The following is a 14,869-nucleotide window of genomic DNA, read 5'->3' on the forward strand; positions in this document are numbered from 1 at the left end:
CACATATAAAACACAAGGCTAGTTTATCCACCAGGATTAATCAATTCCCCTTTACGTTTTGACCACCGCGAAGTATTGGGTTAACCCGTCTTCGCGATCTACAGTGGTAAATGCTCCAACGGCAACGCCCCCGGCGTCTTCACCGTATGAATCGCAAAGTTGCTGCGGATGTCGCTTACACCCGGCAACTTCAGCAAACGCCCCGTGAGAAAACGGTCATAGGCGCGCAGGTCTGGCACCACCACTTGCAGCAGAAAATCCGATTCCCCTGACACCAGAAACGCCGAAATTACCTCGGGTAACGCCGTCACGGCCAAGCGAAAGGATTCGGCCTGTTCATCGTTGTGCCGTTCAACCTTGACCCCGACAAATACCGTCAGCCCAAGCCCTACTTCGTCGCGATCCAGATTGGCCTGGTAACCGCGTATGACCCCGGCTTCTTCGAGCATTCGTACCCGACGTAAACAAGGCGAGGCGGACAGGCCGATCTCGTCAGCCAGTTGCACATTGCTCAGGCGACCGTCCCGTTGCAGGGCTGCGAGAATCTTGCGGTCGTAGGCATCCAGTTTCATGGTTTGGCAGATCCTGATGGTTTATACGCAAGTCGGTGGCAGGTTATGCCAACCAAAAGGATTTTAGAAGCGAACTACGCAACCACCTGCCCTGCCCTTCAGCCCTAGACTGGCCGTACCGAATCGACAACGAATGGGGTGCGACGTGGCAGGACTCTGGCTGTTTTTCATGGCGCTGGCGGTGGTCTATCTGTTGCCGGGCCCGGACATGATCCTGCTGTTGCAGACCGGTGCCCGTCAGGGCAAAGGCGCGGCGCTGGCGACTGCGGTGGGTTTGGGTGTGGCCCGGGGATGCCATGTGGCGTTGGCAGCGTTGGGGTTGGCGGCACTGTTCAAGGCTGCGCCCTGGACGTTCGACGTGGTACGCCTGGCCGGGGCCGCGTATCTGCTATGGATCGGCATTCAATGCCTGCGAACCACAATGCTGCCGAACTTGAACGGAACAGACGCCACCACCGAGAAACCGCGCTGGCGCGCAGCGATCCAGCGCGGTTTGCTCACCAACCTGCTCAACCCCAAAGCGTTGCTGTTCTGCTCGGTGCTACTGCCACAGTTCATCGATCCACACGCCGGGCCGGTGCTCACACAATTCGCGACCCTGGGTGTGGTGCTGGTCGGTGTCGGTTTGTTGTTCGACAGTGCTTACGCACTGACCGGCGCAGCGCTGGGCCGTTGGCTGCAACGCAGTCCCTCGGCCCAACGCCTGCAGCAGTGGCTGTTTGGCAGCCTGTTGATCGGCTTCGCCGTGCGGCTGACCTTTGTGCAACAGGCTTGAGCCTTACCGCGCCTTACGCCGGCGGCGGTTGATCAGCAAAAGCGCCGCTGCCGTGACCGCTATCACACCGCCAATCTGCAACGTTTTTTTGTAGGGCCGTAGCTGCGAACGTGCGGCGTCGGTGACCTGGGTCACATAGCGTTTGTCGGCGCTCTGAAAGTCCGGATCCTGGCATTGATGACCAAAATCACCGGCCCAGACCACGTACGGGCCTTCCTCTACATACCGACGGTAGAACGCGCTTTGCTCTTGGAGGCTGGTGCCCCACGACGAGGCCTTGCACAGCACCGAAGCAAACGCCTGACTGCTGTGGGGCAGATGATCAGCGGCTTTGCTCGCCAGCGACGTGGCGACAAAACGGTAATGGAAACGCGCATCGGGTTGCGCCACCGTGGCGTGCTGGCGCTGCACTTCACCCTCGGCCATCAGCGGTCCGACCTTGAGCTCGGGCGCTTCCAGCCTGTAATTGCCACCGAAGGTCGCGTAATCCGGGGACATCTCGTAACCCAACAGCTCCATTCCGTCGAAACGGGCCAGTGTCGCGGCATGGTAGTAAGCGAATGCCCGTTTGGACGGCCACCATTTTGATTCGGCGTCGTTGCGCAGCTGCCTGTACCACTTGGCCTTTGCCTGCAAGTCGGCATTATCGAAGTAGGCTGGCGCTTCGTCGTATCGCTCTTCGCGCAGCAAACGCCGCCCAAGCACATTGCGCAGTTTCGCCGCCACCGGTAACTGCACGTAGTTATCGCGATCCTGCTGAGTCAGAGGGGGCGGCGCCGGCACTTGAGTGTCGACGTATTGCTTGAGCTCATCGACAGTCAACACGCGCTCGGCGACCGTCGCGGCGTCGGACCAGTAAATGCCATTGCTGCGATAGAGCTGATCGAACGCTTGCAGGTAGTCCCCGCGTTGCAACGCCAGGATCGCGCTTTCACCCTCAACCCGGCACTTGGGCTGAAGTGTTTCGAAGTCCCAATCCGGCGTCCGCCGCTCACCCCAGGATTCATCCTGCGGGAAGGCCTGAGCAGCCTTGGCATACGCCGCGGCAGCCGCGCTTTTATCGCCATCGCGCACTGCCAGTTTGGCCCGCAGCCACCACGCCAGTCCGCCATCACCGGCATGTTCGAGGAAGGCCTTGGCACTGGCGTAATCACCCTGTTGATAATTCACCGCCGCCAGGCGATCAGCGTTATCGAGGCTACCGCGGGTGCTGTTTTGCAGCAATTTGATCAGTTTCAATTCGTTCGGCGGTTGATCACCGAATGACCAGCCCAGCCGGCTGATCAAGGACGCCGTGACCAGTTGCTGCACCGGTTTGCCGTTGAGCAAAGCGGCCAGTTGATCCTCCGGCAGCGCCGCCAGATCAGCCATCAAAAGCTTCAGCGAGGTGTAACCCACCGCCGAACCCTGAAGGTTTTGCGTGGCATAGAGTTCGATGGCGCTGTTCCAGTCACCGGCCGTGCGGGCGACGCGGGCCTCTTCGCCAAGACTGGCGACCCCCAGCTCCAGTGGGTCACTGAAGCCGTCGATGCTTAGCTGACGGGTCTGCTCGAAAGCCTTTCGGGATTGAGCCAACAGGTCAGGGCCAGCGTCCGCTTCGGAACTCTTGGCAAACAGCGCCCGACCTAACGAGTAAGCCGCCCAGGTGCTGCGCAACGCCCGTTGATCCGCCGGCAGTGCCAACACCTTCTGGAAGAACTCGGCTGCCAGCCCAAATTCACCGGCATTGAATGCCACAGCGCCGGCCAGATAAAGCGTGAGCTCAGCCGGCAGGCTCGCGCCCTGAATCTCGACCTGATGCGCATCGGTCAGGCTCCGTAGCTGTTTCACCAACTCCTGCTGTACAGCCGTCAAACCGGATTGCTCAGCCTTATCCCGCTGTTCTGCGTAGTCGGGCGCATCCATGCTGTAGGCGATTTCGGTGACGTTCTTCAGCCCGGCGACCGCATGCCCGAGGCGACTGATTTCAAATCTGAAGTTACCTTCCGGCAGCTCCGCCAACGACTGGCCGCGGTTGTCCAGCAGACGCATCGGGAAGTCCGGCCCACAGGCCAGCGCCGAACCCAGCGGCAGACTGAGACTCAGACAAAGCAGATGACGCGGCCAGTTACGGGTAAACATTCGAAGCTCCTTGATCAATATGTGCGCAACGAGCCCAACCCATGGCGCGCCGCTCGCCGGCCGGTATTCGACCGTCGCGCAGGCGGGTGAAGGTAAGCAGATCCGGACGTTGTTGCAACGCATAACCGGCCAGCGCATCGGCGCCATCACAGCCCTGCACCGCGAGTGTCAAGCGTTCGGGCCAGGCGCTGTCGAGGTTGCCCTGATTGCTGAGGCTGATGTCATACAGGCCTTCTTGCTCAGAGAGTTTCAGCGCCAGGTGACTGGCGAGGGCATCGCCACGAGCCACGGCGCCCAGGGTCGTCAGGCTCCAGGCCCGGCGATCGTTGGCCAGCGGCAGACGAAACCAGATCAGGCCCGCCAGATGAGCCGGTGGATCATTGCGCAACTCGGTCCCGAGCCGGCTCAGTTGCTGCGGATCGGCGAGCAATTCCCGGCGTTTTCCGCCCCGTTCGATGGGCACTTCGCTTTCCACTACCGGCGCACCGCCGCCCGGCAACAACGCCACACCATAGGCTGGCAGCGCCAGATAGAACGGTTTCGAAGTGATGCGGCTCCAGGCCTTGGTCCATTTACGAGCCTGATCCGGGCCGAACAAGCCAAGACGCGGATCGCTCACTGCGTGCACCTGCAACACGCTGCTGTCGACTGTGGATAACAGCGCCGGCAATTCGGGACTGTCGAGCCAGGCCGGCAACGCGGTGATGCTCAGCGGAATAGAGACCGGCAGAACTGCGCGCAGGTGCGTAAGAAATTCGCGGTAGGCCGGTAGCCGAGCACTACCGGCATCGTGGTCGATTTCCACGCCGGAGAGAGTCAGCCCCTGCCCTTGCCAATCGCCGAGCACCTGCTGGATCTGCGCGGTGACTTCGTCCCGATCCAGCGACCTGAGTTGGCCATCAAGACGAATCACCGCGATCAACGGCCGACCATCCCGTTTGAGCTGCGCCGGGTCAATCCGCGCCCGGCTCCAACCCGCCCCAGGGAATGCCTGCAAGGCCAGCACCCGCAGGGTGGAAAAGTCAGCGCGGCTGTCCCTCAGCGCCGCTTCGTGGGCCGGTGTCCATTGTCGTTGCCAGACGTAGAGTTGCTGATCGAGCGGTGGCGCGTCCTGTCGTTCGCAACCGTTGAGCAACGCCACCGCGACAATCAAGGCCGACAGACGAGCGAAAAAATACATAACCGAATCTGATCCTTTGATCGCAGCGGCCAGAAGCTGCGTTCGGCAGATGCTACAGGTCGAGGACCAAAGGCTGCGACCCCTGTGCCGGAATCGCACAGCAAATCAGCACGTGTCCGTCGTCCGGCACTTCTGCCGGCGGCTGTGGATAATTCACCTGGCCGCTGATCAGGCGCGTCTTGCAGGTCCCGCAGGAACCACCGCGGCAGCTGAATTCCGGGCGCAACCCACGGCTTTCCGCCAACTCCAGCAAACTGCCACCGTCGGGTTGCCAGCGAGCCTCTTTAGCCGAGCGCTGAAACACCACCGGCACCGAGCTCGTAGCAGCGGGCGGTTGCTCGATGACCACCGCGTCGGGGTCCGGCACCCGACGTAAAGTCGAGGGACCGAAGGTTTCGGCGTGAATCCTTGCATCGCGGATGTCCATTTCCCGCAGGCTGTCATACAGCCCTTGGGTAAAACTGCTTGGACCACAGAGGACGAAATCCAGCTGATCGTAGTCCTCAACTGCAAGGAGGGTCTTGAGCAACGCGGTGTCGATCCGCCCGGTCAGGTCGAAATCTTCACCCTCTCGGGCCTCTGCCTCCGGTTGACTTAGCAGGCGCAACACCCTGACCGCATCACCCGTGTCATCGAGCAAGCGATCCAGCTCAGGCCGAAACACTTGATCGGCCAGCGTGCGCGAACTCTGGAAGAACCAGGTCGGCCGGATGCGGCGGGTGCGCAGGCCTTGATAAACCACCTCACGCAGCATCGACAGCAGCGGCGTGATGCCTACTCCGGCAGCCAGAAGCACCAGCGGCCGACGTTCATTGGGTGCCACGGTGAAATGCCCCTGAGGCGCGCGAGCCTCCAACAGATCACCGACGCGCACCTGCTCATGCAGGTGCGAAGACACCAAACCGTCACGCTTCACGCTGATACGGAAAAAATCATCGGACGGCGCGCTCGACAGGCTGTACGTACGGATATGCACATCACCGTCAATGTTGAAGCGCAGGGGCAAATGCTGCCCGGCCTGAAACACTGGCAACCCTGCGTCATCGGCAGGCTCCAGATAGATTGAGCGGATGTTGTGGCTTTGCGCTTCGATGCGCACCACCCGCAGCGGCCGCCAGCGATCTCCCAAGGCTTGGGCTTGCAGACGGGCGGTGGCTTGCTCCCAGGTGCCGGTCAGCAAACTGGTAGGTGACACGCCGTCGAAGCGCCACCGCAGAGCAAGCGCGGCGGGACGACGCACCACGCTTTCCACTTCAAATGTCCACAAGCGCTCAGCCCCTTGAAACGCCTCGACCTGTGGGCCTTCAAGAATGACTTCGGTGCGACCGCTGAGGTGCAGCAGGTCTCCCGAATTGAAATCGATAAACAGCAAACCGGCCCGGGGATTGAGCAGCAGGTTGCCCAAGGTGTTGAAAAACAGGTTGCCGGCAAAATCCGGAATGGTCAGGCGACTACCTTCTACCTGTACGAAACCGGCCTGACCGCCGCGGTGAGAAACGTCCACCGAACGTTGGCCATCGACGTCCACGTAACTGGCGACAAAGAACGTATCGGCTCCCGCGATCAAGGTTTTGGCCGCATCATCCAGCGCGTTGAGGTGTTGCGCGACGCGAGTCGACGGATCCGCCAGTGGTACCGAGCGAAACTGCCGCAATTGAATGTATTGCGGGCAATTGCCGAAGGACTCCTCCACCGCCACATCGAAGCCGTTCGCCGTCATCGCGCCAACTCGGCCGTTGAGGCGGTTGCGGCGACGGGTGTGTAGTTCGATCCCCAGCAGGCCGATCGCCGCGCCCTCCGTCAATTGCGCAGGATCATCAGCGCCCGGCAGGCTGCGAAATTGCAGTGCACCTGGCTCGGGCGAGTGAGCGAAGCCCGGCTGCCCTTCAAGAATACTGGCCCAAGGATTACCGTCGGCATCCACCGCGCCGTACAACATGAACGGCAGTTGCTCATAGAACTTGCGGTGCTGGTCCGGCATTTCGCTGCGAATTACCTTACGACCGAGCACCTCCATCCGCTCGGCAATGCCCACATAAGCCTGCAATTGTTTCTCGCCTGCGTGCCAGGGTGAACGGTCCATAACGGCTTCTCCCCTGCGCCATCGGCGCAGTGTGAACGACCCGACAGTGTCGGGCCGCAGGCATCAGGCAGTTTTTTGCAGACCGACGACGGTGCGCGGCATGCCGACAAACCCAGGCAAGGCTTCGACCCGCGCCAGCCAGGCCCGAATGTTGGCGTAGTCTTCCAGCGACACATTGCCTTCTGGCGCATGTGCGATGTAGCTGTAGGCCGAAACGTCGGCAATGGTTGGCTCGGCGCCAGCCAGATACGGCGTTGCCGCCAGTTCCTGATCGATCACTTTGAGCACGGTGTGGGAATAAGCGATCACCTCTTCAGCGTTGTAAGGCGCACCAAACACCGTGATCAGCCTGGCTCTGGCGGGGCCAAAGGCAATCGGCCCAGCGGCAATCGACAACCAACGCTGAACCTTGGCTGCCCCGACCGGATCGGTTGGCAGCCAGCGGCCGTCGCCATACTTTTGCGCCAGATAAACCAGGATCGCGTTGGAATCGGCCAGTATCACGCCTTGATCATCAATGACCGGCACCTGACCAAAAGCATTGAGCGCCAGGAAATCCGGATGTTTGTGCGCGCCCTTGGCCAGGTCGACAAAGATCAGCTCGGTCGGCAGTTGCAGCAGAGACAGCATCAGCTCTACACGGTGAGCGTGGCCGGAACGTGGGAAGTTGTAGAGCTTGATGGCTTGCATGGTTGACTCCGTTGGGTGGTGGCGCTGTTGAAGAGAGAGATCAGTACCGATGGGGAGCCATCTTCCACCCGCAACCCAAACAACAGAATAACCAGCAAACGCAATCCATTATTTCATCCAGCGAAATAACCCTCTCCCTGCAAGGACGGGTGTTCACGCAGCGCGCTCACCGCGAAGTCCACAAAACTGCGGATCCGCACCGGGGCCTTGCGCCCACCCTGATAGACCACATGGATAGGCAATGGCGGCAGTTCGAAGTCAGCCAGAACGATTTCCAACTCACCAGACGCGACTTTGCTCGCTACCTGATAAGACAAAACCCGGGTCAGCCCCAAACCCAGGCATGCCGCCGTAATGGCCGCTTGATTCGCCGTCACCACCATGCGCGGATCCGGTCGAACACTCAGTGGTTCTCCCCCTTCAAGGAATGGCCAGGTTCTCAACTGACCGATAGAGGACGTCGCAATAACCGGCGCTTGAGCCAGATCATGAGGATGTCGAGGTCGACCGTGGGCCGTCAGGAACTCCGGCGAGCCGCAAATCACCCGTCGAACCTCACCCACGCGAATCGCATGCTGATTACTGTCGGGTAGCTCACCGATCCGTACGGCGACATCGATGCCCTCCTCGACCATGCTGACCACTCGGTCGACCAGCACCCCATTGATGCAAACTTCAGGAAATTGCGTCAGATAATCCACCATCACCGACGTGACAAACAATTCACCGAACAACACCGGCGCTGTGATTGTCAGCTGCCCACGCGGTTGAGCGTGACTGCCCGCCGCCGAATCCTCGGCTTCCTGCACCTCGGCGAGAATCCTCCGACAGTCTTCCAGGTAACGCTGACCCGCCTCGCTCAAATGCACACTGCGGGTGGTGCGTGTCAGCAGCAACGTGCCGATGCGTTTCTCCAACGCCGCCACTGCGCGAGTGACACTGGCTGCCGACAGGCCCAAACGCCGCGCCGCCGCCGAGAAGCCTTGGTCTTGGGCGACCGCGGCGAAAACCTGCATTTCCTGGAATCGGTCCATATGTGTGTCCTCATTGAAAAACCAGAAGATCGCAGCCTGCGGCAGCTCCTTGTATGTTGACCCTGATTCCAAAGCGAGAGATTACGCTTAGGTCATGGACATGCATGCGTACCTGAAAAACATGTGGTACGGACATCGAACATTAAGTTGTTTGGTCGTTTCTTGAACGCCCCTGCTTGCGCAATAGCCCTATCTGAATCAAAGGTACGTCAATGAGTGCAAATTTTTCAGGCATTACGTGGGGCTTTCCCGGCATTGACCGGCGTTTGCTGAAAGTGCAATTCAGCTTTTTGCTGATGGTTCTGGGTGGACGGTGCAATCAACTGGCGGTGGCCTGGTGGGCCTTGCAGGAAACAGGCTCTGCGCTCTACTTCGCCAACATGATTGCCTGTTCCATCGCGGCGGAGGTGTTAGCCAAACCCCTGCTTGGATGGCTGGGGGACAAGTACAACAAAATCCTGATCATCAAGCTGGCCTCATGGCTCAGCCTGCTGACAGCGCTATTGATGGTGGTGTTGTCCGCCACGGGGTCGTTCAACCCCTGGACGGTGAGCGCGCTGATGATGATCAGCAGTGCGATCGTCGGCGTGCGCGACCCTCTCCAGGCATCGATCATTCCTTTATTTGCAGACGACGATAAAGTCTCCCTGGCCTTTCGGACCAAAAGCGTGATGTCGTCCTTTTCTATTCTGCTGGGGCCGGTACTGGCCAGCGGGTTGATTTACGGGTTCGGTATCACGCTCGCCTTTGCTGTCGATTTTTTCGCGATTCTCATCGCCGGGGCGTTGATCGCGACCATCCCGAGCCACATTGGTGCCACAGGCCAAGACGAAAAAGCCCTAGGAGCCAGCGGCTTCAGCATGATTTATTCCGGTTTCAAAGTGGTTTACGGAGTGAAAGTCGAATTTTACCTGGCCATCATTGCAATGCTGATCAACTTTGCCCTGTTTCCGTTCTTCACCATCCTGATCCCACTGTACGTAAAGGACGTCATCCAGTACCCGGTCACTTATATCGGTCTTCTGGATTCGTGCTTCGGACTTGGCATTCTGGCGGGCAGTTACAAGATCATCGGCTGGTTATCCGACCGGGTCCCCCGTGACATGTGTGTGTCCGCAGGTTTTGCATTACTGGGGTGTAACCTAGTGGTGGTCGGCACCGTTTCATCGTCGCTCATCGTACCCGCGGCCTTTTTCTGCGGCGGCGTAGGCCTGATGTTGATCAACATTCCCACCTCCGCAGTGAGGTTGCTGGCGACGCCCAAGCTCCATCGCAACCGGATTTTTGCCACGGTTTCATTTCTGTCTGCGGCGGCCAGCCCCTTGGGCAGTTTTGCGATGAACACCCTGATCGCCTCTCTGGGGGTCGCACTGACAATCACGCTGTTGGGCGTCATGGTGCTGCTGTTGTCTCTGCTGGTTTTTCTGGTACCCGATTTCAAAACTTTCATGCGTTCCCCGGATACGCAGCTCAATGATGCCTACCTGGACAAATACCCTGAAGCGTTTGCGCACTGACGTGCCTCACCGTACGCCTCTTACAAACGGAGTTGCCTTTCACAATGCCGGGGATATGCGGCATGTGGGCAACAAACGTGACTCACCGTTGCTCATGCCGGATGTTCGTCTGAGAAGGCGACCTACTGACCGCCACGGACTCGGACTTTCGGGAGATTTGGCTTCAACTTCTTCAACAACTCGTTGTGCCGCTTGTTGCCCAATCTCAGCCGGAAACTACGGCAGAAGAGGTACTGGAACAACTACGCAGGAGCACTTGTCGTGCTCCTGCGTAAATCGCTTATTCCACCGTCACCGACTTCGCCAGGTTACGCGGTTGGTCAACGTCGGTGCCCTTCAGGACGGCCACGTAATACGAGAGCAACTGCAGCGGAATGGTGTAGAGGATCGGCGACAGGGTGTTGTGTATGTGTGGCATTTGTACAACGTGAGTGCCTTCACCATTGGTCATGCCGGCCTGCTCGTCTGCAAAGACGATCAACTGACCACCACGGGCGCGGACTTCCTGGAGGTTGGATTTCAACTTCTCCAGCAACTCGTTGTTCGGTGCCACGGTGACCACTGGCATGTCGTTATCCACAAGCGCCAACGGGCCGTGTTTCAGCTCGCCGGCCGGATAGGCTTCGGCGTGGATGTAGGAGATTTCCTTGAGCTTGAGAGCCCCTTCCATCGCTACCGGGAATTGCGCACCACGACCGAGGAACAAGGTGTGGTTTTTCTCGGCGAACAGCTCGGCGATTTTCTCCACGGTGCTGTCCATGGCCAGGGCTTCGCCTAGGCGGGTCGGCAGGCGACGCAGTTCTTCAACCAACGTGGCTTCGACACCTTTGGCCAACGTGCCGCGAACCTGGCCCAGGGACAAGGTCAGCAGCAACAGGCCAACCAATTGAGTAGTGAAGGCTTTGGTCGAGGCCACGCCAATTTCACGACCGGCCTGGGTCAGCAGTGTCAGGTCGGACTCACGCACCAGTGAGCTGATGCCGACGTTACAGATCGCCAGGCTGGCGAGGAAACCCAGTTCCTTGGCGTTGCGCAGGGCAGCCAGGGTGTCAGCGGTTTCGCCGGACTGGGAGATGGTCACGAACAGGGTGTCGGGTTGCACCACCACCTTGCGGTAGCGGAATTCGCTGGCGACTTCGACCTGGCACGGGATGCCGGCCAGTTCTTCGAGCCAGTAACGGGCAACCATGCCGGCGTGGTAACTGGTGCCACACGCGACGATCTGCACGTTGCGCACTTTGGCGAACAACTCGGCAGCCTGTGGACCGAACGCTTGCACCAGCACGCCGTTCGGACTCAGGCGACCTTCCAGGGTGCGCTGCACCACAGCCGGTTGCTCGTGAATTTCCTTGAGCATGAAGTGGCGGAATTCGCCTTTGTCAGCGGCTTCGGCGCCATCGCGGTACTGCACGGATTCGCGTTTGACAACTTGGCCGCTCACGTCCCAGATCTGCACGCTGTCGCGGCGAATTTCGGCGATATCGCCTTCTTCCAGGTACATAAAGCGGTCAGTGACCTGGCGCAGGGCCAATTGATCGGAAGCCAGGAAGTTTTCACCCAGGCCCAGACCGATGACCAGCGGGCTGCCGCTGCGGGCAGCAACCAGACGATCCGGTTGCTGCGCGCTAATGACCGCCAAACCGTAAGCACCGTGCAGCTCTTTGACGGTAGCCTTCAGGGCCACGGTCAGATCACGCAGATCCTTGAGTTTGTGGTTCAACAGGTGAGCAATGACTTCAGTGTCGGTGTCCGAAGTGAACACGTAACCCAAGGCTTTCAGTTGCTCGCGCAGGGCTTCGTGATTCTCGATGATGCCGTTGTGCACCACCGCCAGATCACCGGAGAAATGCGGGTGAGCGTTGCGCTCGCACGGCGCACCGTGAGTGGCCCAGCGGGTGTGGGCGATTCCCAGGCGGCCGACCAGCGGTGCTTCGGCCAGCGCCAGTTCCAATTCACTGACCTTGCCCGGGCGACGCAGACGCTCAAGCTTTTCGTCATTGGTGTAAACCGCCACACCCGCACTGTCATAGCCACGGTATTCCAGGCGCTTCAGGCCTTCGAGCAGGATGGCAGTGATGTTACGTTCTGCAACTGCGCCAACAATTCCACACATGCTATTTCTCCTGACTGACAGCCGCGAGGATCAAGTTGATTCCGCGGGCCTGTATCTGATCCCGTGCCTCAAGCGGCAGGCGATCATCGGTAATAAGGGTATGGACGCTGCTCCAGGGCAGCTCCAGGTTGGGAATCTTGCGGCCAATCTTGTCGGCCTCGACCATGACGACCACTTCGCGGGCGACTTCAGCCATGACCCGGCTCAGTCCCAGCAATTCGTTGAAGGTGGTTGTGCCGCGAACCAAGTCGATGCCATCGGCACCAATGAACAACTGATCAAAGTCGTAAGAGCGTAGGACTTGCTCGGCCACCTGCCCCTGAAAGGACTCGGAATGCGGGTCCCAGGTGCCGCCGGTCATCAATAGCACCGGCTCATGCTCGAGCTCGCTCAAGGCGTTGGCGACATGCAGGGAGTTGGTCATCACCACCAGACCCGGTTGTTGGCCGAGTTCTGGAATCATCGCCGCGGTGGTGCTGCCGCTATCGACGATGATCCGCGCATGCTCGCGAATCCGCGTAACGGCGGCGCGGGCGATAGCCTGCTTGTATTTGGACACCGGCTGGCCAATGTCGGCCACCAGTTCTTGAGGCATGGTGATCGCTCCGCCATAACGGCGCAGCAGCAAGCCGTTGCTTTCAAGCGCCGCGAGGTCCTTGCGGATCGTAACTTCCGAAGTTTCGAAGCGCTTGGCCAGCTCATCCACACTGACTTCGCCCTGCTCATTGAGCAAGGCGAGGATATTGTGACGGCGTTGAGGTGTATTACGTTTCGACATGGCTTGGTAAGTTTCGATTCGAAAGATAACGGAAGCAATCAAAACCTATCGGCGAAACTTCGTCAAGCGTAAGGCGATAAAAAGAGCTGTGGGTAACTCAGCTCTTTTTGATCTTCACCGGCCGCTTCCAGCCGTCGATGTTCTTCTGCCGCGCTCGGCCTACCGCCAACTGCGCGTTATCCACATTTTGGGTAATGGTCGAACCTGCCGCAGTCGTTGCACCCGCAGAGATATCCACAGGCGCGACCAACGAATTGTTGGAGCCGATGAACACATCTTCGCCCAACACGGTTTTCCATTTGTTGGCGCCGTCGTAATTACAGGTGATGGTGCCAGCCCCGATGTTGGTACGCGCACCAATCTGCGCATCCCCCAGGTAAGTCAGATGACCGGCCTTGGCGTCCTCGCCCAAATGAGCGTTTTTCAACTCAACGAAGTTACCCACATGGGCTCGTGCTTCCAGCACTGTGCCTGGGCGCAAACGAGCGAACGGACCGGCATCGCTGCCTTCGCCGAGAATTGCGCCATCGATGTGGCTGTTGGCCTTGATCACCACGCCTTTGCGCAGGGTGCTGTCCTTGATCACACAGTTCGGGCCGATAACCACGTCGTCCTCAATAACGACCTTGCCTTCGAGGATCACGTTGATGTCGATCAGCACGTCGCGGCCGACGGTGACTTCACCGCGCACATCAAAACGTGCTGGGTCACGCAGGGTCACGCCCTGAGCCATTAAACGAAGACCGGCGCGTAGCTGATAGTGACGCTCAAGCTCGGAAAGCTGCTTGCGGTCGTTAGCACCCTGCACTTCCATGGCATCGTGAGGTTGCTCGGTGGCCACCACCATCCCGTCGCTGACCGCCATGGCGATTACGTCGGTCAGGTAATACTCGCCCTGGGCATTGTTATTGGAGAGGCGGCTCATCCAGTCGCCAAGACCTTCGAAAGGCAGCGCCAGAATGCCGGTGTTACCCTCGGTGATTGCGCGTTCAGCTTCGTTGGCGTCTTTCTGCTCGACGATAGCGGTGACCTTTCCACCCGCGTCACGGACGATGCGGCCGTAGCCGGTTGGATCGTCCAGTTCGACGGTGAGCAAACCCAGTTGTTGCGGCGCCACTTTCTTCAGCAAACGTTGCAGGGTGTCGACTTCAATCAGCGGCACGTCACCGTAGAGAATCAGCACCGTGTCGGACTTGATGAACGGCACAGCCTGCGCCACCGCATGACCGGTCCCCAGCTGTTTGTCCTGCAGGACGAAATTCAAATCATCCGCCGCCAGACGCTCGCGCACGGCATCGGCGCCATGGCCGATCACGACGTGGATGCGCTGTGGATCAAGTTGCCGGGCGCTGTGGATAACATGGCCGAGCATCGAGTTGCCGGCGATCGGGTGCAGGACTTTCGGCAACGCCGAACGCATGCGAGTGCCTTGGCCAGCAGCGAGGATAACGATTTCTAAAGACATGACTGGCTACCAATCCTGGGTGGTCAGCGGCTGCGACCAGGTTATGAATGTCGGAAAAGAAAAAAGGGTAGCCGAGGCTACCCTTTTTAATCAATCGCACAACAAGTGGGGCCTATTAGTGGCCGAACTTCTTGCGGATCTGCTGGACGGTGCGCAGCTGAGCTGCAGCCTCGGCCAGACGTGCGGCAGCAGAACCGTAATCGAATTCTGCACCACGGTCATGCAAGGCCTTCTCGGCAGCCTTAACGGCTTCCTGAGCGGAGGCTTCGTCCAGGTCGGCGGCACGTTGCACAGTGTCGGCAAGCACCTTGACCATGTTCGGCTGAACCTCGAGGAAACCACCGGAGATGTAATACACCTCCTCTTCCCCGCCCTGCTTGATCAGGCGGATCGGGCCCGGCTTGAGATTAGTGATCAGCGGCGCGTGACCCAGAGCGATACCAAGATCACCCAGTGCACCGTGCGCAACCACCATCTCGACCAGGCCGGAAAAGATTTCCCCTTCCGCGCTGACGATATCGCAATGGACTGTCATAGCCAT

At 59.4% G+C, this 14,869-nt stretch carries 12 protein-coding genes; 2 read left to right on the forward strand and 10 right to left on the reverse strand.

Annotation, left to right across the window (positions count from 1 at the left end):
* Positions 1–98 precede the first annotated feature (98 nt).
* Positions 99–572 carry an Lrp/AsnC family transcriptional regulator gene (locus ACYZT7_RS00805; RefSeq protein ID WP_163910566.1) on the reverse strand — a complete coding sequence of 158 codons (474 nt, stop codon included), beginning with the start codon at positions 570–572 and terminating at the stop codon, positions 99–101.
* A gap of 145 nt (positions 573–717) precedes the next feature.
* On the opposite strand from ACYZT7_RS00805, the gene ACYZT7_RS00810 reads away from it, so the two are divergent.
* Positions 718–1,347 (forward strand): LysE family translocator, encoded by a 630-nt coding sequence (locus ACYZT7_RS00810; protein ID WP_462039577.1) that lies wholly within the window; start codon positions 718–720, stop codon positions 1,345–1,347.
* Between the two features lie 3 nt (positions 1,348–1,350).
* Here ACYZT7_RS00810 and ACYZT7_RS00815 read toward each other — a convergent pair whose 3' ends face one another.
* The 5 genes from ACYZT7_RS00815 to ACYZT7_RS00835 all read right to left on the reverse strand — a co-directional run bounded on the left by ACYZT7_RS00815 (position 1,351) and on the right by ACYZT7_RS00835 (position 8,455).
* Positions 1,351–3,468 carry a hypothetical protein gene (locus ACYZT7_RS00815; RefSeq protein ID WP_462039578.1) on the reverse strand — a complete coding sequence of 706 codons (2,118 nt, stop codon included), beginning with the start codon at positions 3,466–3,468 and terminating at the stop codon, positions 1,351–1,353.
* Positions 3,455–4,648 (reverse strand): DUF3142 domain-containing protein, encoded by a 1,194-nt coding sequence (locus ACYZT7_RS00820; RefSeq protein WP_462039579.1) that lies wholly within the window; start codon positions 4,646–4,648, stop codon positions 3,455–3,457. The genes ACYZT7_RS00815 and ACYZT7_RS00820 overlap by 14 nt, the downstream gene beginning before the upstream one ends.
* A gap of 52 nt (positions 4,649–4,700) precedes the next feature.
* Positions 4,701–6,731 carry a 2Fe-2S iron-sulfur cluster-binding protein gene (locus ACYZT7_RS00825; RefSeq protein ID WP_462039580.1) on the reverse strand — a complete coding sequence of 677 codons (2,031 nt, stop codon included), beginning with the start codon at positions 6,729–6,731 and terminating at the stop codon, positions 4,701–4,703.
* Between the two features lie 63 nt (positions 6,732–6,794).
* Positions 6,795–7,421, reverse strand: a complete 627-nt coding sequence (locus ACYZT7_RS00830; protein WP_462039581.1) for a glutathione S-transferase family protein — start codon at positions 7,419–7,421, stop codon at positions 6,795–6,797.
* A 113-nt stretch (positions 7,422–7,534) separates the two neighbouring features.
* Complete coding sequence (locus ACYZT7_RS00835; protein WP_462039582.1) at positions 7,535–8,455, reverse strand: LysR family transcriptional regulator; 921 nt, start codon at positions 8,453–8,455, stop codon at positions 7,535–7,537.
* Positions 8,456–8,667: 212 nt separating this feature from the next.
* Between ACYZT7_RS00835 and ACYZT7_RS00840 the strand changes: the two genes are divergently transcribed.
* The gene (locus tag ACYZT7_RS00840; RefSeq protein WP_462039583.1) at positions 8,668–9,972 is read left to right on the forward strand and encodes an MFS transporter; all 1,305 of its coding nucleotides are present in this window, start codon (positions 8,668–8,670) and stop codon (positions 9,970–9,972) included.
* A gap of 280 nt (positions 9,973–10,252) precedes the next feature.
* On the opposite strand, the gene glmS is transcribed toward ACYZT7_RS00840, so the two are convergent.
* From glmS to ACYZT7_RS00860, 4 genes are all read right to left on the reverse strand, one after another.
* Entirely contained in the window at positions 10,253–12,085 is a 1,833-nt protein-coding gene (glmS, locus tag ACYZT7_RS00845) for a glutamine--fructose-6-phosphate transaminase (isomerizing) (protein WP_462039584.1), read from the reverse strand.
* 1 nt (position 12,086) lies between these two features.
* Positions 12,087–12,863, reverse strand: coding sequence for a DeoR/GlpR family DNA-binding transcription regulator (locus ACYZT7_RS00850; protein ID WP_462039585.1), 777 nt, complete (start codon positions 12,861–12,863; stop codon positions 12,087–12,089).
* Positions 12,864–12,960: 97 nt separating this feature from the next.
* Positions 12,961–14,328, reverse strand: coding sequence for a bifunctional UDP-N-acetylglucosamine diphosphorylase/glucosamine-1-phosphate N-acetyltransferase GlmU (gene glmU, locus ACYZT7_RS00855; protein ID WP_462039586.1), 1,368 nt, complete (start codon positions 14,326–14,328; stop codon positions 12,961–12,963).
* Between the two features lie 115 nt (positions 14,329–14,443).
* Positions 14,444–14,869, reverse strand: a complete 426-nt coding sequence (locus tag ACYZT7_RS00860) for a F0F1 ATP synthase subunit epsilon (protein ID WP_008155716.1) — start codon at positions 14,867–14,869, stop codon at positions 14,444–14,446.

The sequence above is a fragment of the Pseudomonas sp. RT4P38 genome (assembly GCF_054897765.1).

What these genes read in the sequence shown, in the direction of transcription:
- glmU (WP_462039586.1), bottom strand. Translation starts at nt 14,328, where the DNA reads ATGTCTTTAGAAATCGTTATCCTCGCTGCTGGCCAAGGCACTCGCATG.
- ACYZT7_RS00830 (WP_462039581.1), bottom strand. Translation starts at nt 7,421, where the DNA reads ATGCAAGCCATCAAGCTCTACAACTTCCCACGTTCCGGCCACGCTCAC.
- ACYZT7_RS00840 (WP_462039583.1), top strand. Translation starts at nt 8,668, where the DNA reads ATGAGTGCAAATTTTTCAGGCATTACGTGGGGCTTTCCCGGCATTGAC.
- ACYZT7_RS00820 (WP_462039579.1), bottom strand. Translation starts at nt 4,648, where the DNA reads ATGTATTTTTTCGCTCGTCTGTCGGCCTTGATTGTCGCGGTGGCGTTG.
- ACYZT7_RS00835 (WP_462039582.1), bottom strand. Translation starts at nt 8,455, where the DNA reads ATGGACCGATTCCAGGAAATGCAGGTTTTCGCCGCGGTCGCCCAAGAC.
- ACYZT7_RS00815 (WP_462039578.1), bottom strand. Translation starts at nt 3,468, where the DNA reads ATGTTTACCCGTAACTGGCCGCGTCATCTGCTTTGTCTGAGTCTCAGT.
- ACYZT7_RS00860 (WP_008155716.1), bottom strand. Translation starts at nt 14,869, where the DNA reads ATGGCTATGACAGTCCATTGCGATATCGTCAGCGCGGAAGGGGAAATC.
- ACYZT7_RS00805 (WP_163910566.1), bottom strand. Translation starts at nt 572, where the DNA reads ATGAAACTGGATGCCTACGACCGCAAGATTCTCGCAGCCCTGCAACGG.
- ACYZT7_RS00825 (WP_462039580.1), bottom strand. Translation starts at nt 6,731, where the DNA reads ATGGACCGTTCACCCTGGCACGCAGGCGAGAAACAATTGCAGGCTTAT.
- glmS (WP_462039584.1), bottom strand. Translation starts at nt 12,085, where the DNA reads ATGTGTGGAATTGTTGGCGCAGTTGCAGAACGTAACATCACTGCCATC.
- ACYZT7_RS00850 (WP_462039585.1), bottom strand. Translation starts at nt 12,863, where the DNA reads ATGTCGAAACGTAATACACCTCAACGCCGTCACAATATCCTCGCCTTG.